Below are 23,611 nucleotides of genomic sequence, written 5' to 3'. Positions count from 1 at the left end.
TTACGCCAGCACATGGCGAATGGCATACACAGTGACAAAGCCCGCGCCCATGAAGGCTAGCGTGGCTGTAAGCGAGCGCGGCGACAGGCGCGATAGCCCGCACACACCGTGACCGCTGGTACAGCCCGAGCCATAGCGCGTGCCTAGGCCCACCAGCAGACCGGCCACTATCACCATGCCCCAACTGGCGTCTATGCTTACCTCACGCACGCCTACCGTCAGCCGGTATAGCAGGGGTGCTGCCAGCATGCCCAGCACAAAGGCAATGCGCCACGCAACGTCCTTGCTACGAGGGCGGACCAATCCGCCCACGATGCCGCTGATACCCAGGATGCGGCCGTGCAGCAATATGAAGGCGGCGGCTGCCAGGCCCAGCAAGATCCCGCCCCCTAGAGCTGTCCAGGGCGTGAAATGGTTCCAGTCAATCTGCATGGGAAGCCTCCTTGGGTACACAAAATTGTTCAAAAAGGGTCTGTACGACCGCCAGCGCCTGGGTGCCGGCTATCCGATAGTGGATGTGCTTGCCGTCGCGGCGGGTGGTCACCAGCCGTTCGTCCCGTAGCACACCTAGTTGCTGCGACAGCGTTGGTTGGGTGACACCGACCAGTTCCTCCAGCTCGCCCACGCGCTTTTCTGCCTCGGTCAGCTGGCATAGCAGCAACAGCCGGTCGGGGTTCGACAGCGCCTTCATCAGCCGACACGCGCGGTCGGCTGAACGGCGCAGACTCTCAAAATCTAGGGTGGTCGTGGCTTCAGCATGCATAAGGGCGCTATTGATTACTGGGTGGTGTCTTGGCTTACAGTTTATCTTTAGATAGAATATAAGTAAATAATATATTTAAATATCAATCATTGAGATAAGGAGACATCCCAATGCAACAGCAAGATCCATTGCAACCGAAGGTGCAGGCCTTTTTCGACCCCGCCACTTGGACAGTCACCTATGTGGTCTTCGACCACCCTGGCGGGCACTGCGCCATCGTGGATCCGGTTCTCGACTACGACCCCAAAGCTGGCCGTACCCACACCGCCTCGGCTGCCAAGGTGGTCGACTTCGTGCGCGCGCAGAAACTTACCGTGCAGTGGATCCTGGAAACCCATGCTCATGCGGATCACCTCACGGCTGCGCACTACCTGCGCGAAGTGCTGGGTGGGCAGATCGCCATTGGCGCGGAAATCACCCAAGTGCAAAAGGTGTTCAACGGCATCTTCCACCTGGAGGCGGGTTTTCATGCCGACGGCCGGCAGTTCGACCACCTGTTCAACGATGGCGAGGCGTTCAGCATTGGCAGCCTGCAGGCGCGCGCCTTGGCTGTGCCGGGACACACACCAGCCTGTATGGCCTACCAGATCGGCGACGCCGTGTTCGTGGGCGACACGCTGTTCATGCCCGATGTGGGCACCGCGCGCTGCGACTTCCCCGGCGGCAATGCGCACACGCTGTACCAGTCCATTCGCCGACTACTGGCCTTGCCGCCCGCCACGCGCCTGTTCATGTGCCATGACTACCCGCCCGTCGGCCGTGAGCCCGCCTGGCAGACCACGGTGGCAGAACAGCGCAGAGGCAACATCCATGTTCACGACGGCGTGAGTGAGGAGGAATTCGTGGCGATGCGCACCCAACGTGATGCCACACTTGCAATGCCGGTGCTGATCCTGCCTTCTGTGCAAGTCAACATCCGTGCCGGAGAGTTGCCACCACCTGAAGCCAATGGCGTCAGCTACCTCAAAATCCCATTGAACGCGCTGTGAGATTGGTTTTCAGTCAATCCATCCATTTCAAGGAGTTCCTATGAGCAACGGCCCCATCACTGTGACATTGAACCAGCAGCGTGACTACCAGTTCGAGATCGACTTCGGTTCCCCTGTGCCAAGTCTGCTGGGGGATGAACCCCCTCCACTTGGTGTTTCCGCTGGCCCGTCTCCTGTGCAGTTGTTGTGTGCAGCAGTGGGTAACTGCCTAAGCGACTCGCTGCTGTTTGCGCTGCGCAAGTTCAAGCAAAACCCAGACCCCCTGCGCTGCACAGTCACTGCCGATGTAGGGCGTAATGCTGAAAACCGCACGCGCGTTTTGGGCATGAAGGCAACGCTGCAGCTGGGCGTACCAAGTGGACAGCTGGAACACCTGGACCGCGCGCTGCAGAGCTTCGAGGCTTATTGCACCGTCACCCAAAGCGTAGGGCAGGGCTTCCCCATCCAAGTCAGTGTGCTGGACGTTGATGGCAGCGTGCTGCACGGCTCTGCTGAATGAGTCAAGCTATGAACTTCTGGGACCAGCAGTTTTCTGTGGAAGGCTACAAGTACGGCACCGCGCCGAATGCCTTTCTGCAAAGTGAAGCTCACCGCATCGCGCCATCTTCCAAGGTGCTGGTGCCCGGTGATGGCGAGGGACGCAACAGCGTTTGGTTGGCCCAGCAAGGCCACCAAGTCACTGCGCTGGATGTCTCAAGCGTCGGCCTGCAAAAGGCCAAAGCTTTAGCTGTGGAAGGGGGGGTGATGGTGCACACTGTGCTGGCCGACTTGGAGGACTGGCGTGCCGAAAGTTTGTTTGATGCCGTGGTGCTTACCTACGTGCACCTACCCCCGAGCCTGCGTCCCTATGCCCACCGCCGCCTAGCGCAGGCCCTGCGCACAGGTGGGGTTCTGATCCTAGAAGCCTTTCACCCCCTGCAGCTGGGCCGCACCAGCGGCGGCCCCAAGCAAGCCGACATGCTCTACACGCTAGACATGCTGCACAGCGATTTCCAGGGCATGCTAGACGTGCAACTGGCCCAGGAATGTGAAACAACCTTGCATGAAGGCCCTGGTCACCAGGGGCTTGCTGCAGTCACCCGCTATGTCGCCACCCGTCCATAGGCCACGGTAATCATGTGATTCAAGGGAGCTCCCCATGCTGAAGAAAACATCCGCGATTCTTGCTGCTGCACTTTGCGTACTACCGGCCTTTGCCGCAGATGCGGTCACTGATGCCATGCAAAACGCTTATTCACCGTACCGAGTGGCTCTGTTTAAGACCAACAGCAACTCGCAAGCGGAAGCACAACAAGCCATCGAACAGGCACGTGCGACGTGGAGTCGTATCGTCCAGCTTTACGGGGCGCAGGCTCCTGCCCCCTATGATCGGGATGCGAAGTTTTCCGTATCGCTCGCCAAGGTCAGCAAGATCTATGAAAAAGCTGCTAACGAAATTAGCCGCAACGAACTTGCTCAGGCACATGAGACGCTGGAAGATGTACGCGATGTCATGGCGGAGCTGCGCCGCCGTAATGGCGTCGTCGTGTTTAGTGACTACATGAATGCCTACCATGCACAAATGGAAAAGTTGCTGATTCTCGGTCCTAAGCAATTGGATACCGCGAATGGACTACAGGAGCTGACCCTGCAAACAGGTGCCCTGGATTACCTTGCTGGACAGCTAGAAATCCAGGCGCCAGAGGTATTCTCAGCCAAGCAAGATTTTCAATCGCTGCTTGCAGCTTTGCGGCATTCAGTAGACGAATTGAAGGCGGCAATACTGTCTCAGGACAAGGATAAAGTGAAAGCAGCCATCGGCAAGCTCAAGGCTCCTTACTCCAAAATCTTCATCCAGTTCGGCTGAAGATGGAATCCAGACACTATTCATGCTTGCTAGTCAAAGGGAGGCAACTGCCTACTTAAGGCACTGAACGCGTACCAGCCGCTATGCACAGGCTTGGGCATTACAAGAGGATCTACCCAGAGCCAAGATTGAGCCATTCGCCTAGGTAATTAACAAGAGCATTCTTGCCACCAGAACCAGGGATGCTGATTTGCACGAAAAACTGCACCCCTGGATGGAATCAACATCTAATGATAACTTCGAGGTGTAGAGCTGAACAACAAGGAAATCTCAGTGCAATGATTGCCTTGGGAAACTGCAGTCATTGACATTTCAGTCTTGAAAGACTGTAACCAGCCTGAAGCTGATTGGCACCCCGATACGCGAGCCTAGCCGGAGAAGTCTGCTGTCAGCGAGGTCCACAAACTGGTGCTGCCGGCCAGAAGCGGATAACCACTAGACCCTCTCGGCTGGTTACTGCCGTGCAATTTTTCTGTATCCGTGTCTGCTGAGGTTGACTGCAGACATTGGAGTTGTTGCAAGCGACCGTTGCGGACAATGGCTTCGTGAGCAATTTGGACTACAAGGCAGTCTTAGGTGCAGCACAGGCTGTTCTCAAGCCACTGTTCACCTTTAGCGCTTGCAGACCTTCGGTCTGTTAACCGTTTAGTTGAACTATCCTTGTGGGTTGTTAGGAGCCCATATCCCCTGGCCCTTTTAACCCGTATATCGATACAGGCACAAGCTGGCGTGAAACCACTGTCGCCAGCACGCAGGCAGGCAGCAGCAAGGGGAGCAGCGTGTATTGCCCCGTCATTTCGAAAATCATTAAGGCCGACATGACGGGAGCATGCGTAGTGGCTGCCAGCAAGACAGCCATACCGACCACGGCATATACAGGCTCCGGTGTCGAGCTCAGACCCAGTCCTGCCAGTGTGGCCGCAGCAAGGGCGCCAACTGCGGCCCCCGTAAAGAGCGTCGGAGTAAATACACCGCCAGGCGCTCCAGATCCAGCGGATGCTCCAATCGCTATGAGTTTGAGTAGCAACACAAGTGTAATAACTGTAGCCTCGCCCGGAGCTGTGAGTTGCTGCTGAATACTACTGTAGCCATTGCCCCAGACCTCAGGACGCCAAAGTGACAAGATCCCAACCACTAGGCCGCCTATTGCAAATGCCAGTGGCTGAGTAAGGTTTGAGCGCTCAAACACACTGCGTGCGGCACGCAGCCAGCAGGTCAAGCCTGCACCGAACATGCCTCCGAGCAGGCTGAGAGCCAGTATCAGCATTACTTGTGCGGTGTTGGGCATTGCAATCAATGGCACGGGAAGTAGCACAGCACTCTCGCCCAAGACTATCGATACGCCGAAAGCCACTGCCGCAGCCACTACGACTGGGCCAAGTTGCGCAAGTGCCAAGGAGCCCAGCAGGATTTCAGCTACAAATACCGCACTGGCTAAAGGTGCGTGGTAAGCGGCAGCAAGTCCTGCTGCGGCTCCACAGCTCACGACCAGTCGCAGGTCAGATGCATGACCTAACAGGCGTCCAAGTATCGATGCGAGCATAGCGGCTAACAATACCATTGCACCTTCTCGGCCTACAGCACCACCAGTGCTGACAACCAACATCGACGCTGCTACTTTGAGAAAGCCTCGCCGCATGTCAAGGTGCCCGTTTCCAATAGCCACCGCTTCAATGTAGTCACCACTTTTGGTCTTTGAGATCGGTGCAGGTGGGTGGCCACGTTCAGCTAACCATAACAACAGGCCAGCCGCCAGTGCTCCAGTGGCCGGAGCTATTGCACGTGGCACAGGAGGTAACGAGCGGGCTGCTTCCACAAGATGGCCTCCGTGCGCACCAACAAGGAGTGTCTCAAGCGTGAACAGCGCAAGCTTGAAACCGCTCACGGCAAGTGCGGAAGCTGTGCCTACAACCGCAGCCACAAACAGGTCATGCCATGGCGGTTCAAGCATTGCGAACCCAGCATGCAATATGCGCAGTGCCTTACGCCAATGAGGATCCATCATGCTGTTTCCATCAGTGAATTTTCAGTTCACGACGCATGGTGCAATAAGACAGACTAGACATGTGTCAAACCCGTTGTCTTATGGTGTTCAGATGCTCAATCGAAAGAGAAGCAAATGGATCATGGTAGAGATAAGTGCCAGCAGATTTTGCCGCCACTTCGCTCCCCAATCAGTTAGCGGAGGCGCTCAAAGATGCAGACGAGTTTCTATTCAGCGCTAAGAATCAGTCCGCTATCGCTTGTACCTGTCTGGCCGGATGTATCGGGACAAAACACCAAAATGCAAGAGCCTTTGGCAGTATCCCGTTTGTAGGATGGTGCATTACTTTAACGAATAGTGTCAGAAAAGCATTGCATTCCAATGAGCCCGCGACAGAGCATTCAACGCTATCTCGAAATGGATGTAGCCTGCAACATTGTTAATGTCATCGCGAGCACAACAAAGGCCGACAGCTGCCAAACCCTGACCTCAGGACATCCTACGTTAAAGCTAGGCGGTGCACTAGCACGGGGATGTGACTGTGGCTCAGCACCTTCTGGGTTTCACTGCCCAGCAGCAAGCTGCTGATGCCCTTACGCCCATGAGAGGCCATGCAGATCAGGTCGCAGTTGTTGCTCTGGGCCTGCTTGATGATTGCTTCATAGGTGGAGATGTCGGTCACCATGATGTGTAGAAGTTCCGATCTGATCTGACAGTTGCTCCCGTTTCGGACGGTACGGCTGTCAGATTAATTCAGCTCTTTTACCTTGTCGTCCCACACCTCCTTTGCATCCATCAGCGTTTGCATCGGCGTCCTGCCGCAGCACATCTTGCCCTGATGCGTGCGCTGGCTGTTGTAGTAATTGATCCAGTCGTCCAGATCCGTTTGCAGCTCGTCGATGGACCGGTAGATCTTGCGCCTGAACGTCACCTGGTAGAACTCCTGCAGGATGGTCTTGTGGAATCGCTCGCAGATGCCATTAGTCTGCGGGTGACGCACCTTGGTCTTGGTGTGTTCAATGTCATTGACGGCTAGGTACAGTTGGTAGTCATGCGTTTCGGCCTTGCCGCAATACTCCGTGCCCCTGTCGGTCAAGATTCGCAACAGCCCCATGCCTTGCTCGGCCAGGAACGGCAGCACCCGGTCATTGAGCAGATCAGCACCTGTGATCGGCGTTTTTGTGGTGTAGAGCTTGGCAGCGGCCCATTTGGAATAGGTGTCCACAAAGGTCTGCTGGTAGATGCGCCCGACTCCCTTGATCGAGCCCACATAGAAGGTGTCCTGGCTACCCAGATAACCGGGATGGGCGGTTTCGATTTCTCCGCAGGCCAGCTCATCTTCACGCTTTTTCTCCAAGGCTGTCACCTGGGCTTCGGTGAGCACAGCGCCAGTCTTGGCGACCTCGGCCTCCAGGTTTGACAGACGCTGTTTGAAGCTGGCCAGTTGATGGCGCATCCAGATGGATGCGTACACCGGATGGCGACGCAAAGATGCCCCGCTGGCGTAATTCATTGCTGGCACGCAACTGTCCATGCGCTGGCTGCTCCAGGGCATAGGTAATAACGGTCGCTTCGATGGCGTCATCAACCCGGTTCTTGAGATTGGGCTTGCGCCTTGAAGTCTGGATCTGGGCCTCGACGCCGCCTTCTTCGTGGGCATGCTGATAGCGGTAGAAAGTGTCACGGGAGACGCCCATGACTTTGCACGCCTTGGAGATGTTGCCCAGCTCGCTGGCCAGGTTGAGCAGGCCGACCTTGTGCCGGATGATGGTTTGGTTGAAACTATTCATGAGGTTTCTCCGTTGGGCGCTTGCGCGCCCGGATTGATAAAGATTCGTACCCTTATCAAAACGGGAAACCTCACCTGTTGGCAAGGCACACTGTCAGATCAAGTCTGAACTTCTACACATGATGGTATTGCAAGGTACGCCCTCCTTTTGGGCAAGTTGCTTAATGAACTGCAATGCGGAGTTTGCTGCTATCTGGGCGCTTCGCTCAAGTTCCCCATAGACGTTCATGCTCAGCGTGCCTTCAGTTGCATAAATCACGGAGTAGTCCGGTATCACATACAGACCAGTTACCTGTGCACCTTGCTCCTTGGCCAACTGGATACCTGCGTAGATTGCCGCCTCAGAGAGTTCTGAGCCATCCGTCGGAATAAGCAGATGTTTGAACATATCCAGCGTCCTTGTGCCCTTGGTTCAGGTACTCAGTCCACTGTATGCCAAGACCCGTTCCAGAGCAATGAAAGGAGGCCTAGGGTCGCTGGATGCGCATGGGCGTTGTTGCACAACTCCAGTTTGAGGCGAGCAACCCCAAACCCCAGCCTTGGCTATGACACGGCCGCAGTCTGAGGACTGCCCAGTTCAGTAAATCGATTCAATAAAGCTGCCCGGATGTGCAACTAATTCACTTGTCGCTCAAAGGTGCGTGACATCACGCGTACGCCCAGTTGTCTGAAACAATGAATCTTGGTCTCCGCCAGAGTGCACCGGTGGTAGCTGACCCACTTCTTCCATAGACAAAGTTCTCATCGCATGCCAACCCATGCCGCATCGTGACGGACTGGGTATTTGTGCAACCAACGCTTCAGCGTGCTCGTCCAGGCCCCATACCTCCACCTCCAGGCCCCATACCTCCAGGCCCCATACCTCCGCCTCTCACTGGTGGTTCATCGGCTAGCTTTATGCCCTGCGCTTTGGCACGCTCCTTCATTCGCTCGTGATGCTCCTTGCGGATTTGCTCTTTTTCTTGAACGGTTGCTGCAGCACGCATCTTGATGCGATATTCATTGCGTTCTTGTTCTGTCATTAATTGGCTGCCGTAAATTGGCTCCTGTTGGTCAGCTGCAAATGCCGCACCCACAGACACCGATAAAGCAGCGGTTATAACGCTAGTAATCAAGGTCCTTCTCAGCATAGTGACTCCTTAAGGTTTTGGGTTTTGCTTTATCCGGCGGCAGTCGCTGCAACCCGTTCAGCGGCAGTGCATAACAGGGCCTAAGCTTAAATACTGATAGTGAGTCGAATTCAAGCCTAACTTCGTCAATAGTCGTCAGCGCAAACCGACAACGTCTCTGTAGTGCAACAAAGCCTCATGCTACTCATGGGAGACATATCGTCCATTTAAAAGTCTTAGGTCTGGCAAGTGCCCTATACGCGAAAGAATCTCAGTTTATGGTTCCATCGTCTCACTCGATGCTTCCAGAAGAACTGTAAGTCATCGATATATTTGAGTGATAAATCTCAACTTATGGGTCTTGCTACAAAGGTACGACGAGGTAGTTATGAATGTTCTGACAAACCGTGGAGTTGTCGCCGCACTCAGCGCAGCAGTTTTATTTGGCGCAGGTACCCCGGCAGTCAAGATATTGCTGGAGCATGCCAGTCCCTGGTTGATGGCGGGCATTCTCTACCTCGGCTCTGGCATAGGTCTGCTGATCTATAGACTGATTACGAAAGCTCCTACCGTATCCCTGAAGCGAAATGAGATAGGGTGGTTGGCCGGAGCCGTCATAGCAGGCGGCATGATGGGTCCGCTGCTTTTGATGACAGGCTTGTCTGCGATGGCGGCAACCGATGCCTCTTTGCTGCTCAATGCAGAGGGTGTGCTGACTGCTGTTTTAGCCTGGTTTGTGTTCAAAGAAAACTTTGATCGCCGTATCGCCTTGGGTACGGTGGCGATCGTCGCTGGTGCGGTCGTGCTCAGCTGGCCGAGCCAAACGGGCTCCGCGAGTCTTTGGCCCACGCTTGCAGTGCTCGGTGCTTGTCTGTCCTGGGGCATTGATAACAATCTGATCCGTAAGGTGTCGACTGCCGATGCCTCATTCATTGCAATGATGAAGGGCCTGGCTGCCGGTGCCACCAATTTGCTGCTGGCTCTCGCGACAGGTGCTGCCTGGCCGTCACCAGGAATCGTGGCCCTGGGTTCTGTGATTGGCTTCCTGAGCTATGGCACGAGTCTGGTCTTGTTCGTGATCGCCTTGCGCTATCTGGGTACAGCTCGTACAGGCGCGTATTTCTCCATCGCGCCGTTTTTTGGAGCTGTGCTGGCCATTGTTCTCTTGGGAGAACCTGCATCGCCTCGATTGCTCGTTGCAGGCGTTCTGATGGGTATCGGGGTTTGGCTACACCTTACTGAAACCCATCAGCACGAGCATACCCATGAGTCGCTAGAACATAGTCATGAGCACGAACATGATGAGCATCATCAGCATGTCCATGCGCTTGGGCTGCCGGCAACCGGTAAGCACACGCATTTGCACACTCATGAGACCATGACTCACACCCATGAGCATTTCCCGGACATTCATCATCAGCACGACCACAAACATTGACTATTGCACTGGTTCTCTTGAATGCGCTTGGAGGATGATTCGCGGGGAGGAGCGCAATCCGGCTCAAAGCAGTCATCTACTTGTAATGCACCAACTTCCGCTTTGGGTCGATTGCTGGCCGACACGAACGACAGCAACGGGGCGATAGCTGCCTTGGAACACTGGCGACTCTGCGACCTGAACGACAGCTAACGCGGTTGGCTGACGCTGGTGCAGCTGGATACGATGTATCAATAACCACTCGCGCCGAAACAGGGAAGCTGTGGTTACCTGGGCAGGAAGACGGCCTCACATCCAGCATGCTGCTCCTAGACGAACTGTTGACGTCGCTCGCCAACGCCTGAGGATTCCCTCTCAACACAGACCTTGAAAGTCTCCAATGTCCAAGAAGATCTTCGTCAACCTGCCCGTCGCTGACCTGCCGAAGGCCAAGTCCTTCTATGAAGCAATCGGCGCCGTCAACAACCCGCAGTTCAGCGACAACACAGCCGCCTGCATGGTCGTCTCCGACAGCATCTACGTGATGCTGCTCACCCATCCGAAGTGGGCCACGTTCACCCAAAAGCCTATCGTCGACGCCCATGCTGCCAGCGAAGTTATGTTGTGCCTGAGCGCCGACGACCGCGCGGCCGTCGACAGCATGATTGAGGCCGTTTCCGCTCATGGAGGCAAGGCGGACGTGAACCCTTTGCAAGACCACGGCTTCATGTATGGCCGCAGCTTCGAGGACGTAGACGGCCACATTTGGGAAATCATGTTCATGGACATGAGCCAGATGCCTCAAGGCTGACGCCACCTCGACCATTGGCAATGCTTGCTTATGGACGTTTTCTGGCTTGCCTGCGCAGCAATGCATGATGCAGGCCGCCTGCTCAGGCCGGTAGCGCCAGTCTGTGGACTCCGCTGACAGCCTGACCTCTCCGGCGGGGATCGCATGCCGGGGTGTCCACTTCCTGGCATATCCGTGTGCTCACGCTATCGGCCAATTGCGGTCCTTCGAGCCAGTGCGTGGCAAACCGCGCAATCGAGCGGCCGGTCCCGAAGGTGAAGCGGCCGTTCAGGATAGGCAGCCTTCAACGGCTGGTGTTGACCATTGCTGCCGCTCAAGCACCGAACCGTGAATGGCTCAGATCAGCCTTCATGATCAGCAGACTGGTCAGCCGCAACCGCTACAGGTGGTCAGCCCAACCAGAATACGCAATCAAGACACATAGCTTTCCCGTGAGGCCCGAAGTGCCAGATGAGGTCTTACATGCCATGATCTCCTTTGAGCCAAGGCAGCAGCAAAACAAAATTCAAACAGTCCTGGCATTGGCAACCATAGACCACAGCACCCCGCTAAATCTTCAGCATTGGCACAGAACCACACAGGCGGGATCAGACCCCGTAAAACGATCCATGGGCTTTATCAACTGACCCTCAAAACGAAGTACCCAAGGCGTAAATTCCTTGAGCAAATCAGGAAAAATTTCGCGACAGTTTCGCGACAGTGAAGTCCGGGAAGATCGCTAAAATTGCGGGATCGACAGAGATGCATATCGTTGCATTTTGTGCTGATAAATTTCCAAGTGATTGATTTTAAAAGTTAATCAGGAGTTCTGAGGGCGTATCGGGAAGAAGCAGGATTGAGTAAAAATATGTGCCCCCTGGCTTCACACGGCAGGGGTCACATGTTCGATCCATGTATCACCCACCAGATAGCAAGCCCTCTTGAATCACTCATTCAAGAGGGCTTTTTGTTTTGGGCTGCGGGCCGCATTCATCCTGTTGATGCATGCCGGGCGGCTTCAGGCCTGCGGTGCTAGGGTAACTCGTGAGCCGTCGCTTGCTCGACGCTACGGCAGGTCGCCCGGTGTGCTCAAGAGCGTGGCACTGCGGCAGGGCATCTGCGCAGCGTCAGCTGCATGCGCAGGGCCAGGCAGTCAGCTGCCGGTGATGCGTCGCACTGCCGAGAAATACCAGGCATCGGGCAGGCAGCGCAGCAGGCGCATCCAGCGCGTGAAGCGGCGTGGGAAATTCATCTCGAAACGCCCCTGCGCCCAGCCCTGCAATATTTGACGGGCCGCCTCGTCCGCATCGATCAGGGCCGGCATGCTGAAGTGGTTCTGCGCCGTCAGCGGCGTATCGACAAAGCCGGGGTTGATGATGGATACACCCAGGCCCCGGTCATGCAGGTCCAGATAGAGGTTTTCGGCCAGGTTGTTGAGTGCCGCCTTGGTAGGGCCGTAGGCCAGGGACATGGGCAGCCCGCGATAGCCCGCCACCGAGCCGACCAGTGCCAGATGGCCTTGCCCTGCCGCAAGCAGCATCGGAAGCACGGCATGGAGCAAATGCAGGGCGCCGCCATAGTTCACGGCCAGGTGATGCTGCATCTCGGACAGGTCGAACTCCGTGGCGCGCTGGGGCTTGTAGCGGCCTGCGCAATAGAGAATCAGGTCGGGAGCCTTGCCGCAATGAATCTGCACCGTCCGGGCTGCTGCAGCCAGGGCAGCGGCATCGGTCACGTCCAGCGGCAGGGCCAGGCAGCCGTCGTGGCTGCGCTCGAAATCCCGCAGGGCGTCGCCCTGGCGCGCGGAAACGATCACCCTGGCTCCCCGCCTGTGCAGCGCGTCGGCCGTGGCGCGACCTATGCCCGAGGAGGCTCCCAGAATCCAGGCCGAGCGACCCTGCCAGTCGCGCAGTGGCGGGTTCAGCCGTGCACAGAGCAGCGACATGATCTTCACTCCTTGACGATGGCAAGTGTCACATCGCCCAGATGCAGGCCCAGCTTGCTCATGGCGGTGCGGTTGAGCAGGGTGCGTCCGTCGATCAGGTACATCCAGTCATCCATGCTGACATTCCAGACTCTTCCATTCACGGGCAGGGCCAGCACATAGCTCCAGCGGATGGCATTGCCGGCGCTCTGGCCCTGGGCTTCACCCACCACGTCGTCGGCGCGGCCGCTGTAGCGCCCGTCGCCCAGATGGCGGATATGCCAGACGCGTTGCTGCGTGCTGCCGTCGCTGTAGACAAAGTGCTCGTCCAGCGTGCCCTCGTCGCCCTTCCAGCTCCCTGTCATGCGCACGGTGAAGCGCTTGGCCACCTTGCCTGAGCGGTCCGTGAACATGCCGTGTGCCGTCAGCGGCCCGTTGAAGTACTGGCGCAGGTCCAGTTGCGGCTGCTCCTTGGCATAGTCCTGCACGGAAGGCCCGGCGCAGCCTGCAAGGCTCAGCGCCAATGCTGCGCCCAGGCAGGCATGCCACAGCGGCGAAAACGAGGTGGATCGGATGATGTTGCTCATGTGTGCCTCCAGGAAGAATGGCGTCGCTCGGCGCGCCAGAGCAGCAGCGCCGCCGCCAGCTTGAGCAGGCAGGGCAGGCCGCCATAGGCCCAGGCCAGCGCCTGCAGGCCGGCCTCATCGCTGTCGCCGCTGCGGTAGCCCGCGGCAGAGAGCAGGGGCAAGGTCAGGCCTGCGGCCAGGGCCAGGTTTAGCTTGGTGGCGCAGGTCCACCAGCCCAGGTAGCGGCCCTCGCCCCGGCCGCCCTGGCCGGACTCGTGGATCACGCCCGTGAGCAGTGCGCCCGGCAGGGCCAGGTCCGCGCCCAGGGCCAGACCGCTGGCCAGGCAGATCACGGCAAAGGCCAGGCCGTCGCCCGTGCCCAGCCAGGGTGTGAAGCCGAAGGCCAGCACGCTGGCCAGCATGCCTGCGCGCCAACTGGGCGCCAGGCCCCAGTGCGAGACGGCCTTCACCCACAGCGGCAGGCCCAGGGCCGCCGCGCCAAAAAAGCACAGCAGCAGCAAGGGCTGCAGTTCGGGCGTCTGCAATCTGTCGGCCACGAAGAAGGGCAGCAAGGTGGCGGGAATGGCAGCGGCCACGCCGTTGAGCATGAACACGGCCAGCAGCCGGCGAAATCCGGCATCCGCCCACGGTGAGATCTGAGAGGCGTCAGCCGCGGCCTGCTGCACCTGCGTCACTGACGTCACGGGCGCCTTGAGCCGGTACAGCCCCAGCAGCCCCAGCGCCAGGCCCAGCGTCAGCATGGCGCTGGTGGCGTCAAAACCCATCCATGCCGGCAGCACGCTGGCCAGCAGCACGCCAGCCAGCGTGGAGCCCTCGCGCCACGCCGTGACGCGGGCACGCCAGGCGGGTTGACCGCCCCAGCGCGTGCCCCAGGCCTGGTGGAGAATGGTGACGAAGCTGTAGGCCAGCGTGCACACCAGCAGGCTGCAGGCCAGCCAGCCCAGCATGGCGGCCTGGCCACCGCGCGGCGGATGCCACAGCGCCCAGAAGCCCAGCGCCATCAGCAGGCTGGCCAGCGCTGCAGCGCACCAGGCCGGGCGCGTACCCAGGCGCAGCAGCCTGTCGGCCTGGCGGCCGATGGCGGGGTCCACCAGGGCGTCCAAGCCGCGCGTGGCCAGCAGCACGGCACCCAGCCCCGCCAGCGGCGCACCGGCCACACTGGCGTAGTGGTAGGGCAGGTTCACATACAGCGGCAGGGACACGAACGCCAGCGGCGCAGCCAGAGAGCCATAGGCCAGCCCCGTGCGCCAGGGCAGCGTGGAGACAGCGGCAGGGTGTGTGGCCATGGCGGGGTCCGTTGGCGCTCAGCCCAGGCCCAGCAGCGAGCTGCGCATGGCTGGTGCCGAGGTCTGCGGCGCCAGCCAGATGCCGAAGAACAGGCGAGCGTAGTCAGCATCGCGCAGCTGTGCGGTCTGGCGACCGTTGTGGAAGAAGCGCACCTCGCCCTGGCCGTCGTTCAGCCCCAGCAGCCGGTCCTGGGCCACCACATCGGGGAAGGCCTGCTTCATCAGGGCCAACCATCGGCGGGCTTGCTCGTCGGTGAAGCTGCCCACCCTGCGCATTTCGGCGATGGAGCGCTCGGCAATGGCCGCGCCTTCGAGCTTGCGGTCATAGACCAGCTCCAGCGCAAACGGGTGGAGGGCGTAGTCATCTGGCAGCGAGCCGGGCGCGGCCCACAGCCGTGCCTCGTAGACGCGCAGACCAAAGAAGCGCAGCACGCCGGTGCCCATCAGACGCGCGGCCGGCAGGGCACTGCGCAGCTCGGTCGGAAGGTCTGCAGCAGGGGTCTTGGCGTGGAGTGCGTTGGACATGGTGGTCAATGAAGGTGCAAGGGCAAGGGCCGCGCCCCAGGCCAGGGCCTGGCGGCGGTGTGGACGCAGGGGTGGGGCCGTCATGGGAGGGGCTTGCGCAGCGTGAACTGCACGACATCGGTGTTGCCGGCGTCGAAGGCCGCCTCGCAGTAGGCGAGGTAGAAGCGCCAGATGCGCACAAAGCGTTCGTCGAAGTCCTGGGCGCGCACGGCGTCGAGCTGTTGCTCGAAGGACTGACGCCAGCGCCGCAGCGTTTCCGCATAGTCGCGGCCGAAGGCCATGCGGCGCTCCACCACCAGGCCGGCACGCCGAGCTTCCTGCTCGAAGGCGGAAATGCTGGGCAGCAGCCCGCCCGGGAAGATGTACTGCTGTATGAAGTCGGTGGAGCGCAGATAGCGCTCGAACAGGTCTTCGCGCAGCGTGATGGTCTGTATGCAGGCCAGGCCGCCGGGTTTGAGGCAGTCCCGCAGCATCTGGAAGTAGCCGCGCCAGTATTCGCGGCCCACGGCCTCGAACATCTCGATGGAGACGATGGCGTCGAAGGGCTGGCCCGCATGCAGGGCCGGCAGGTCGCGGTAGTCCTGGTAGCGCAGCTCCACGGCATCGGCCAGCCCTGCATGCAGCATGCGCTGCTGTCCCCAGATCAGTTGCTCGCGCGACAGCGTCACGCCCGTGACCCGGGCACCGCATTCGCGGGCCGCAGTCTCTGCCAGGCCACCCCAGCCGCAGCCGATTTCCAGCAGGCGCTGGCCGGGCTGCAGACTCACCTCGTTCAGCGTGCGCCTGAGCTTGGCCTGCTGGGCGTCCTGCAGGTTGGCGTGGTGCAAGGCCTTGCCCGTGCGGCCCTCGAACCAGGCCGCGCTGTAGTTCATGCCCGGGTCCAGCCAAAGGCGGTAGAAATCATTGCCAAGGTCGTAGTGAGCATGGATGTTCCTGGCACTGCCGGCCCGCGTATTGCGCTGCAGCAGGTGGCGCAGGCGATAGCCCAGCCGGCCCCACCAACTGCCGTAGACCAGGCTTTGCACATGGTCGCGGTTGGTCATGCACAGGCGCAGCAGCGCAGCCAGGTCGGGACTGTCCCATTCGCCGGCGATGTAGCCTTCGGCCAGACCGATGTCACCCGATTTCAGGGTGCGCTCCAGCGCCTGCCAGTCATGCAGCACGAAGTGCGCGTCGGCAGGGCCGGGTGCAGGCCGGGGCAGGTGCAGCAACCGGCCATCGGGCTGCTCCAGGTCCAGCCGCCCGTGTGGCAGGCGTTCGAGCAGATGGAGTACACGGCGTGCCCGCGCAGGCGTGCGGCGCGGTGCTGCGGCGGCGGGGCTCAGCAAGGGGGCGGCGGTGGTGTTCATCGTGTGACGAAGCGCTCGGGCTTGGTGGGTTTGCCATGGAAGGGCAGGCGCTTGGCCCAGAGGAGCAGCGCCTGCCAGTGGATGCGGGCGATGACGCCCAGCGTCATCAAGGGAGTGCCGAAGAAGGCGCGGCGCACGGTGGTCGCATCCAACGGATGCAGCGTGCCGCCTACGCTGGTCTGTAGCAGAGGGCCGTCTTCGTCATGCAGATCCACGCGCGCCAGGGTGCGTTTCTCGCAGCGCTCGAAGCGGAAGCGGTACTCGCCACGCACTTCGCAGAACGGCGAGACATGGAACTGCTTGCGTGCCATCTGCTCGCGGCCCCAGGCCAGGTCGGGGCCTGCCAGCAGATAGGCATGGCGCTCGCCAAAGGTGTTGTTGACTTCCGCCAGCACGGCGGCCAGCGAGCCATCGCTGCGGTGCGCATACCAGAAACTTACGGGCTTGAAAACGTAGCCCAGCACGCGCGGGAAGGTGTGCAGCCAGACTTCACCATCGGCATCGTCAATGCCTTCGCTGTGCAGCAGTTGCTCGAACCAGTCCAGGGCATCGGCTCCGCCCTCGCCGTGGTCGCTGTCGTGAAAGCTGATCCAGCCGAGCCGGTTGCGCCGCAGCACGTTATCGGGCTGCATGCGCAAGCTGCGCATTGGCAGCACGAGGAAGTAGCCCGAATATCGGAAGGCATGTTCGACGGGGCGCAGACGTCGATGCCAGACATGGCCGAAGCCGATGAGGGGCCGAGCGTTCATGCTGCCCCCCTGATGGCAGGGCTGACGGGCAGCCTGGGCAAGACGTCCAGCAGGCCATCGGCCGCGTCGAGCCCCGACCGCAGACCATCTTCGTGAAAGCCGTAGCCACACCAGGCACCGCAGAACCAGGTCCGGCGCTGGCCTTGCAGAGCTGCGACCTGGCCCTGGGCCTCGATGGCGGCCAGATCGAACACAGGGTGGCTGTACTCGATGCGCGCGTGGACCTGGCTGTCGTCGATGGGGCGCACCGGATTCAAGGAGACCATCACTGGCTGCTGCCACGGCAGAGGCTGCAGCCGGTTGATCAGATAGTGCAGGCAGACGCCTATCCGGTTGCGACCCGCATCGGCCGCGCGCTCGTAGTTCCAGGCGGACCAGGCCGCCTGGCGGCTGGGCAGCACGCTGGCATCGGTGTGCAGCACGGCCTGATTGGGCTGGTAGCGGATGGCTCCCAGCACGCTGCGCTCCTGCAGCGTGGCATCGAGGCCCAGCAGGTGCAGGGCCTGGTCGCTGTGGCAGGCCAGCACCACGGCATCGAAGTGCTCCGTGCCATGCGCCATCTGCAGCAACACGCCATGTTCCACGCGGCGCAGGCCCAGCACGGGCGCGTTCAGACGGGCCTCGTGGCGGCCATCGTGCTGCAGCGCGGCCAGCATGCGCCGCACATACTGGCGCGAGCCGCCCCGCACGGTGTACCACTGGGGCCGGTCGGAGACCTGGATCAGGCCATGGTTGTGGCAGAAGCGGATCAGCGTGGCCACGGGAAAACGCAGCATCTGGTCAATAGGGCAGGACCAGATGCAGCTCATCATGGGCAGCAGATAGTCCTGGCGGAAGGCGGCACCGAAGCCGTGTTCATCCAGAAAGACTTCGATGGAGCTGCGCAGCCGCGCTTCATCGCCTTCCTGCGCAATGCGTGTGGCCAGCCGGTTGAAGCGCAGGATCTCCGCCAGCATCTTCAGAAAACGGGGACGCAGCAGGTTGCGGCGCTGCGCGAATACGCCGTTCAGCGAGCTGCCGCTCCACTCCAGGCCCGGCCTGCCATCGGCCTGCGGCACCTGCACGGAAAACGACATCTCGGCGGCCGCCGTAGGCACCTGCAGCTCTTCGAACAGCTGCGTCAAAAGCGGATAGGTACGGTGATTGAAGACGAGAAAGCCCGTGTCCACACCCTGGCTCACGCCATTCAGCGTCATATCGACGGTGTTGGCATGCCCGCCGAAATGGTGGCCCGCTTCCAGCAATGTCACGCGATGCTGGCCAGGCGCGCCTGTCAGACGCCGGGCAGCGGCCAGACCCGCAATCCCAGACCCTATGACTGCAATGCGATGCATGCGAATGCCTTTCCTGGTTTATCAGTCCGTTTGCACCAGCAAGGTCAAATCATGAACTGATGAGTTCAAACTATAAACCAAACATTTCCACTTTGCACTATCTAGTATGAGGTGTGGCCTATCAGGTCTAAAATAAGCCCATGACAAGCCGCTCCTCCATCAAACAGCAGATACAGCGCGTGCGTGAGCAGGCCATCGTGGTGGCCGTCAACCGGCTGCTGGCCACCAAGGGTTATGACGCCATGACGGTGGACGAGGTCGCTGCCGAAGCCGGCATGGCCAAGGCCAGCCTCTACAAGCTGTTCACCTCCAAGGAGGAACTGGCGGGAGCCGCCATGGTCGGCGTGCTGGATCGTGCCCTGGCCTTCGTGGACGGCTTGCGCGACGAAGCAAGCCAGGCGGCCGAGACAGGTGCTCCCATGCGCCCGCTGGATCAGCTCAAGGCCGTGACGCGCTGGGCCATGCAGACGCAGCTGGAGGGTGAAATGCCTTCGCTGCCGGCACAGAACTCGAATCTAAGTGCTTCTTTGCAATCCAACGATGCCTATATGGACCGGCTGATTGCCCTTAGCAACCGGCTCAGCATCTGGATTACCGAAGCCCAGACCAGCGGCCAGCTGCAGGCCGCGCTGCCCCCCGAGCTGGTGCTGTATACGCTGTTTGCACGGGCTTGCGACCCTGTCGTTGCCCTGCTCAAGGAGTCGGGGCAGTACACGCATGCGCAGATCATCGACTGGGTGACGAGTACCACGTTTGACGGGCTGGCTGCGGCGGGTTGACGGGGCGGCGTGAACAAATACGCCAAGTCCTGGCGCACTCGAAACGGGCAATCAGCGCTGTCTGGAGAAGTCTGTTTCCGGCTCAGGATTGCATGATGACCGGCCCGCTCTTGCTCAAGGCTCGCTGGTATGCCGCACGCTCATGCTCAACGGCAGAGCTCATCTGGAGGTCGGCCATGCTCAGATGCTCGCCTGCAGACCATCGATGCTTTGCCAGATGCTCATCCATGAAGGCCAGCGCTGTCTCCACATCGGTGATCACCGGCGATTTGCCCGGCGGATGCACGCGCTTGAGCTCCGGTGGCGCGAGGTGGGTCCGGGGATCGCGCTGGCAGCGACGCAGTTCGTAAGGAGCATCGAGCTCCTCAAGCAGCCAGAGCATGCGCTGCGAGCGCGGAGTTTCAAGGTGATGAACGGTGAGCATGGGGCGTCTTCCTGGACGCAGAACCTGCTTTGCGCAGCCAGCGCATCAAGGATCCAAGCAGTGGCAGCTTTTCATAGAGTTCTTCGGCCGCATCCCAGTAATCGCGATGCTGGCAGACCAGACCTTGTGCATTGAAATTCAACAAGGTGGCGCCACGAATGCATTGCTCGGAGCCGGACCGCCTGCGTCGAAAGCGAAAGTGAAATTCCCAGGCCAGGAAAGCCTGCCGGCCCTGTACCAGGCGCTGGGTGACGACAAAGCGCGGCTCTTGCAGCGTGTCGAACATATGGGCGAATATGCCGGCGATGGCTGTCACACCACGCACTTCATTGAAGGGGTCCTTGAAGTGCGCATCACTTGCGTAATAGCTGTCGAGTTGCAGCAGGTGGCCAGGGGTCAGTTGTTCGTACAACTGGACAAGCCGCTCAACTGCAGCAGCAACATCGGTTGAGGAGGAGGGGCTTTGCTGCATGCATCAAATTGTAGGCAAACTGCTGCGCATCCCCGTGGCGGCTGTGCCACGGCTGTCTTGCGCTTCCGGTGATCCATGGCTGCCTGGCGTGAACCCTCCGCAGCCTGGCGCATAGCGCTGATGCCCTGTCAGGCTTCCCGTTCTCGGGGAGACAGGGTCTTCACGCTGGGCGCTGGCGCTGATCGCCCTGATTTTCGGTGGGTACGCTGCAAGCGGTCTCCGTGCGGTGCACGCTTGCAGCATATTTCGCCAGACTGCTACGGGTGCGCTTTCTTGGTCAGCACCGGCTCGCTCCGGTAGCGGTCTGGGAAGAAGCGCTTGAGGTTGTTTACCTTGGGCAAATCATTGAAGACGATATAGGGGTGACGCGGGTTTTCGGTCATGAAATCCTGGTGGTAGAGCTCGGCCGGATAGAAGCTGGCCTTGTCCTCGAGGCGGGTGACTATGGGCTTGGGATACAGGTGTGTTGCGTCAAGCTGAGCGATATAGGCCTGCGCTGTCTTGAGCTGGGCCGGGCTGGTTGCGAAAATTGCCGAGCGATACTGCGTTCCCGTGTCCGGACCCTGTCGGTTGAGCTGGGTGGGATCGTGGACGACAGAGAAAAATATCTGCAACAGAGTTCCATAGCTCACCTGGGTCGGATCGAAGGTGACCTCGACCGATTCTGCATGGCCGGTGTTGCCGCGGCTGACCAGCTCGTAGGAGGCGGTGGATGCAGCACCTCCGCTATAGCCGGAGACCGCGCGCTGCACGCCCTTTACGTGCTGGAACACGCCCTGTACTCCCCAGAAGCAACCGCCAGCAAAGATCGCGCGTTGCGAGGACGGTCCGGTAGCCGGGGAGTCCAGGGAAGGGGCAGGAAGGCGAACCGCTTCTTCGGCCGAGAAGGCCGTCGGTTGCCAGAACAGTCCGCCGCCCAGCAAAACGATGCTGCCGGCCAGTGTCTGGAGCAGGCTACGCCGATTCGACGCGGCCAGTGAGATGATGCGTGTGTTCATATGGCTATCCGAAAGTGAAGGCATAGGCGGAAACGCCGCTGTCCAGGAACTCGATGCTGAAGGTGTGTTCGGTAATGACTCCGGACTGGCGCACCAACTGGTAAAGCCGCTGGCCGGTGACAGTGCCGCTGCCGTCAGCGGACGCGTCCACACCGTGGGCGGTGCCGGGTGGTTTGCCGTCAATGCAGACTTTGAAGCGCACGGGCTTTCCGTCAGGGCCCGGGCTCAGCACCAGGTGCAGGTCCCGCGCCTTGAACCGGTAGACGATGCGGCCCGATGGTCCGGTCAGCAAGGCGCTTTCCGCTCCAACCATCCATTGCCCGGCAAGGCCCCAGGTGTTCAGCCTGGGCCGTTCCGGTTCCAGATAGGTTGCCGCCCTGTCGGGAACGGCTTTGGGTGTGGAGAGAAAGTTCTCGGCACGCTCATAACCCAGATAGGTCTCGGGAGATGCGACCTCATCCATGTTGGCGGCCAGTTGCACGCCCCCGGCATCTACCTCCGTCAGGCCCATGGCCGACTGGGAGCTGCCCGCTTCTTGGAGAAGCTGCTGTATCACCCGTTCCGATTCCGCGTAGCCGCCTTCGCCAAAGTGGTGGTGGCGGATGCGTCCCGTGGCATCGATGAAGTAGTGAGCAGGCCAATACTGGTTCTTGAATGCGCGCCAGATTGCATACTGGTTGTCAACGGCCACCGGATAGTTGATGCCCAGGTCTTTCATGGCCTTGCTCACGTTGCCGATGTCGCGCTCAAAAGCGAACTCGGGTGCGTGCACGCCAATCACAATCAGGCCCTGGTCGCGGTATTTTTCGGCCCATGCCTTCACATAGGGAAGGGTGCGCAGGCAGTTGATGCAGGAGTAGGTCCAGAAATCCACCAGCACCACCTTGCCACGCAGGTCTTGCCCGCTCAGAGGCTTGGAGTTGAGCCATTGGGTCGCTCCGCCCAGGGACGGTGCGATGCCTTCATCGGGCAGCGCAGGAGCTGCACTCGATGGTCCGCTCATGCGCATTGCAACTCCTGCAGACATCATGGCAGCCCCTTCAGCAGGTGCCAGGGATGGTCCCTGCATCATCGTGCCCGGATTGCCACGCATGGTCCTGGGGTCTTCGCCATGAGGCTGGTTCAGGCGCTCGACCAGTTTCTGCTCCAGGCCACCGGTGGAGGCGGTTGACAGTCGGGCCAGTACGCCGGTATCGACCCCCAGGGCGATGGCAGCCACGCCCGCGAGCATGGCTGCCCCGAGACCGCGCCGCACCCATTCACCGGCACCCAGCGAGCGCTTGAGCGCGGCAAATACCCGACCGCCGAGCAGCAGAGCTGCGGCCATGGAAGTCGCGGCCCCGGCTGCGTAGGCCAGCAGCAGCAGGGTCGAGGTGGTGTTGGCGCCCTGCAGGGCCGCACCGGTCAGTATCAGTCCCAGGATGGGTCCGGCGCATGGAGCCCATAGAAGCCCCGTCGCGATTCCCAGCATGACAGAGGATCCTATTTGCGGTGCGCCGCCGATCTGTGCCGACTCCGACAGGCGTGCGCCGACAGCCACCAATGGGCGGGTCAACCGTTCCGACAGATGCGGCAGCAGCAGTGTCAGCCCGAAAACCGCCACCAGAGCCAGTGCCAGCCAGCGGCCATACTGATTGGCAGCCACCACCCAGCCGCCGCCTATGGCGGCGAGAGAGGCAACGATCGCAAAGGTCAATGCCATGCCAGCCAGCAATGGCAGGCCGTTGCGCACAAAGGGCTGGTTCGCGCGAGAGAACACAAAAGGCAGCACGGGCAGGATGCAGGGGCTGACGATGGTCAGCACACCACCCAGATAGGCAAGGACGATCAGCAGCATGGCTTGCTTCTCCTCAGGCGGGTTTGGGCGTGAAAGCCAAGGCAAGGCCATTCATGCAGTAGCGCAGACCAGTAGGAGCTGGTCCGTCTTCGAATACATGGCCAAGGTGACCGCCACAGCGCCGGCAGTGCGCTTCGACACGCACCATGCCGTAGCTTCGGTCCTTTCGGGTGGCGACGGCGTTGTCCAGCGGCTTCCAGAAACTGGGCCAGCCGGTGCCACTGTCGAACTTGGTGGAGGAGGCAAACAAGGGCAAGGAACAGCCGGCGCAGGAAAATGTTCCAGGACGATGCTCCTTGTTGAGCGGGCTGCTGCCGGGCGGCTCCGTCGCCTCCTGGCGCAGCACCGCATATTGCTGAGGACTGAGCCGGGCACGCCACTGGGCATCGGTGTAGCTGATTTCGAAGGTCTCTGTCGCTGCAGTCGCATGGCGCTGGAAGATTCCGGTGGCAAGCGCGGCGGCGGAGGCTGCTGCGCCCAGCAGCATATGGCGTCGGGTGGTCATGGCATCGGCTTTCTGGGTTCGATGACATCGAGCTTATGGAGTGGCGATCCCGAAGTCCTCACGCAAAGTTAAAAAAAACGTGATAACTCCATGCGAGCAGTTTGAGCACAATGTGAAATCACGTGGCTGTGCTCCACAGTGCTGCATCAACCGTC

Annotated in this window: 23 protein-coding genes and 4 pseudogenes; 7 read left to right on the top strand and 20 right to left on the bottom strand. The window is 60.2% G+C overall.

The genetic code is table 11. From position 1 onward, the window contains the following. A complete protein-coding gene (locus NOX35_RS15195) occupies positions 1-432 on the bottom strand; it encodes a YeeE/YedE family protein (protein WP_256493833.1) in 432 nt (143 codons plus the stop codon). Next, on the bottom strand, positions 422-763 hold the full coding sequence (locus NOX35_RS15190) for a helix-turn-helix transcriptional regulator (RefSeq protein ID WP_256493831.1): 342 nt from the start codon (positions 761-763) through the stop codon (positions 422-424). Before NOX35_RS15190 ends, NOX35_RS15195 begins: the two co-directional genes overlap by 11 nt. A 110-nt stretch (positions 764-873) precedes the next feature. Between NOX35_RS15190 and NOX35_RS15185 the strand changes: the two genes are divergently transcribed. From NOX35_RS15185 to NOX35_RS15170, 4 genes are read left to right on the top strand one after another with little or no spacing between them, the layout of a single operon-like run. Beyond that, entirely contained in the window at positions 874-1,752 is an 879-nt protein-coding gene (locus NOX35_RS15185) for an MBL fold metallo-hydrolase (RefSeq protein ID WP_256493830.1), read from the top strand. Between the two features lie 40 nt (positions 1,753-1,792). Then, positions 1,793-2,251 carry an OsmC family protein gene (locus tag NOX35_RS15180; protein WP_256493829.1) on the top strand — a complete coding sequence of 153 codons (459 nt, stop codon included), beginning with the start codon at positions 1,793-1,795 and terminating at the stop codon, positions 2,249-2,251. Between the two features lie 8 nt (positions 2,252-2,259). After that, positions 2,260-2,856: a bifunctional 2-polyprenyl-6-hydroxyphenol methylase/3-demethylubiquinol 3-O-methyltransferase UbiG gene (locus NOX35_RS15175; RefSeq protein ID WP_256493827.1), complete on the top strand. Its 597-nt coding sequence runs from the start codon at positions 2,260-2,262 to the stop codon at positions 2,854-2,856. Between the two features lie 34 nt (positions 2,857-2,890). Then, positions 2,891-3,598, top strand: coding sequence for a cytochrome c (locus NOX35_RS15170; RefSeq protein ID WP_256493826.1), 708 nt, complete (start codon positions 2,891-2,893; stop codon positions 3,596-3,598). Between the two features lie 670 nt (positions 3,599-4,268). On the opposite strand, the gene NOX35_RS15165 is transcribed toward NOX35_RS15170, so the two are convergent. The 6 genes and pseudogenes from NOX35_RS15165 to NOX35_RS15140 all read right to left on the bottom strand — a co-directional run bounded on the left by NOX35_RS15165 (position 4,269) and on the right by NOX35_RS15140 (position 8,486). After that, positions 4,269-5,603 carry a chloride channel protein gene (locus tag NOX35_RS15165; RefSeq protein ID WP_256493825.1) on the bottom strand — a complete coding sequence of 445 codons (1,335 nt, stop codon included), beginning with the start codon at positions 5,601-5,603 and terminating at the stop codon, positions 4,269-4,271. Between the two features lie 478 nt (positions 5,604-6,081). Continuing rightward, positions 6,082-6,264: pseudogene (locus NOX35_RS15160) on the bottom strand (universal stress protein); the annotation flags it as partial. 66 nt (positions 6,265-6,330) lie between these two features. Beyond that, positions 6,331-7,372 (bottom strand): annotated as a pseudogene (locus tag NOX35_RS15155) (IS481 family transposase). 120 nt (positions 7,373-7,492) lie between these two features. Then, positions 7,493-7,759: pseudogene (locus NOX35_RS15150) on the bottom strand (universal stress protein); the annotation flags it as partial. 155 nt (positions 7,760-7,914) lie between these two features. Beyond that, positions 7,915-8,103: pseudogene (locus tag NOX35_RS15145) on the bottom strand (IS5/IS1182 family transposase); the annotation flags it as partial. A 68-nt stretch (positions 8,104-8,171) separates the two neighbouring features. Continuing rightward, the gene (locus NOX35_RS15140) at positions 8,172-8,486 is read right to left on the bottom strand and encodes a hypothetical protein (protein ID WP_256493823.1); all 315 of its coding nucleotides are present in this window, start codon (positions 8,484-8,486) and stop codon (positions 8,172-8,174) included. Positions 8,487-8,868: 382 nt separating this feature from the next. Between NOX35_RS15140 and NOX35_RS15135 the strand changes: the two genes are divergently transcribed. Together NOX35_RS15135 and NOX35_RS15130 are read left to right on the top strand one after the other, a co-directional pair. Next, positions 8,869-9,918 carry a DMT family transporter gene (locus NOX35_RS15135; RefSeq protein WP_256493822.1) on the top strand — a complete coding sequence of 350 codons (1,050 nt, stop codon included), beginning with the start codon at positions 8,869-8,871 and terminating at the stop codon, positions 9,916-9,918. Between the two features lie 379 nt (positions 9,919-10,297). Further along, positions 10,298-10,708, top strand: coding sequence for a VOC family protein (locus NOX35_RS15130; protein ID WP_182283430.1), 411 nt, complete (start codon positions 10,298-10,300; stop codon positions 10,706-10,708). A 1,132-nt stretch (positions 10,709-11,840) separates the two neighbouring features. Here the strand turns inward: NOX35_RS15130 and NOX35_RS15125 are convergent. Genes NOX35_RS15125 through NOX35_RS15095 form a run of 7 tightly spaced genes read right to left on the bottom strand, consistent with a single transcriptional unit; the run spans position 11,841 to position 18,441 of the window. Continuing rightward, positions 11,841-12,632 carry an SDR family oxidoreductase gene (locus tag NOX35_RS15125; protein ID WP_256493821.1) on the bottom strand — a complete coding sequence of 264 codons (792 nt, stop codon included), beginning with the start codon at positions 12,630-12,632 and terminating at the stop codon, positions 11,841-11,843. Positions 12,633-12,637: 5 nt separating this feature from the next. Continuing rightward, positions 12,638-13,198 (bottom strand): DUF3833 domain-containing protein, encoded by a 561-nt coding sequence (locus NOX35_RS15120; RefSeq protein WP_256493820.1) that lies wholly within the window; start codon positions 13,196-13,198, stop codon positions 12,638-12,640. After that, positions 13,195-14,484 carry an MFS transporter gene (locus tag NOX35_RS15115; RefSeq protein ID WP_182283071.1) on the bottom strand — a complete coding sequence of 430 codons (1,290 nt, stop codon included), beginning with the start codon at positions 14,482-14,484 and terminating at the stop codon, positions 13,195-13,197. The genes NOX35_RS15120 and NOX35_RS15115 overlap by 4 nt, the downstream gene beginning before the upstream one ends. Positions 14,485-14,502: 18 nt before the next feature. Next, positions 14,503-15,093, bottom strand: coding sequence for a chalcone isomerase family protein (locus tag NOX35_RS15110; protein WP_256493819.1), 591 nt, complete (start codon positions 15,091-15,093; stop codon positions 14,503-14,505). Beyond that, entirely contained in the window at positions 15,090-16,358 is a 1,269-nt protein-coding gene (locus tag NOX35_RS15105) for a cyclopropane-fatty-acyl-phospholipid synthase family protein (protein ID WP_256493818.1), read from the bottom strand. Before NOX35_RS15105 ends, NOX35_RS15110 begins: the two co-directional genes overlap by 4 nt. Further along, positions 16,355-17,107: a DUF1365 domain-containing protein gene (locus NOX35_RS15100; protein WP_256493817.1), complete on the bottom strand. Its 753-nt coding sequence runs from the start codon at positions 17,105-17,107 to the stop codon at positions 16,355-16,357. The genes NOX35_RS15105 and NOX35_RS15100 overlap by 4 nt, the downstream gene beginning before the upstream one ends. Continuing rightward, complete coding sequence (locus NOX35_RS15095) at positions 17,104-18,441, bottom strand: NAD(P)/FAD-dependent oxidoreductase (RefSeq protein WP_256493816.1); 1,338 nt, start codon at positions 18,439-18,441, stop codon at positions 17,104-17,106. The genes NOX35_RS15100 and NOX35_RS15095 overlap by 4 nt, the downstream gene beginning before the upstream one ends. Before the next feature lie 140 nt (positions 18,442-18,581). On the opposite strand from NOX35_RS15095, the gene NOX35_RS15090 reads away from it, so the two are divergent. Further along, positions 18,582-19,220: a TetR/AcrR family transcriptional regulator gene (locus NOX35_RS15090; protein WP_256493815.1), complete on the top strand. Its 639-nt coding sequence runs from the start codon at positions 18,582-18,584 to the stop codon at positions 19,218-19,220. Between the two features lie 82 nt (positions 19,221-19,302). Here the strand turns inward: NOX35_RS15090 and NOX35_RS15085 are convergent, their stop codons facing one another. The 5 genes from NOX35_RS15085 to msrB all read right to left on the bottom strand — a co-directional run bounded on the left by NOX35_RS15085 (position 19,303) and on the right by msrB (position 23,456). Continuing rightward, positions 19,303-19,644: a glutathione S-transferase gene (locus tag NOX35_RS15085; RefSeq protein WP_256493814.1), complete on the bottom strand. Its 342-nt coding sequence runs from the start codon at positions 19,642-19,644 to the stop codon at positions 19,303-19,305. Beyond that, positions 19,622-20,116, bottom strand: a complete 495-nt coding sequence (locus NOX35_RS15080; protein WP_256493813.1) for a nuclear transport factor 2 family protein — start codon at positions 20,114-20,116, stop codon at positions 19,622-19,624. The genes NOX35_RS15085 and NOX35_RS15080 overlap by 23 nt, the downstream gene beginning before the upstream one ends. 257 nt (positions 20,117-20,373) lie before the next feature. Continuing rightward, the gene (gene msrA, locus NOX35_RS15075) at positions 20,374-21,114 is read right to left on the bottom strand and encodes a peptide-methionine (S)-S-oxide reductase MsrA (protein ID WP_182283063.1); all 741 of its coding nucleotides are present in this window, start codon (positions 21,112-21,114) and stop codon (positions 20,374-20,376) included. 4 nt (positions 21,115-21,118) lie between these two features. Next, entirely contained in the window at positions 21,119-22,951 is a 1,833-nt protein-coding gene (locus NOX35_RS15070; RefSeq protein ID WP_256493812.1) for a cytochrome c biogenesis protein DipZ, read from the bottom strand. Between the two features lie 13 nt (positions 22,952-22,964). Beyond that, positions 22,965-23,456, bottom strand: coding sequence for a peptide-methionine (R)-S-oxide reductase MsrB (msrB, locus tag NOX35_RS15065; protein WP_182283061.1), 492 nt, complete (start codon positions 23,454-23,456; stop codon positions 22,965-22,967). Positions 23,457-23,611 lie beyond the last annotated feature (155 nt).

Source organism: Comamonas sp. C11, assembly GCF_024496285.1.
Classification (GTDB): Bacteria; Pseudomonadota; Gammaproteobacteria; order Burkholderiales; family Burkholderiaceae_C; genus Comamonas; species Comamonas testosteroni_F.
This window is presented reverse-complemented; position numbering and strand designations above follow the sequence as displayed.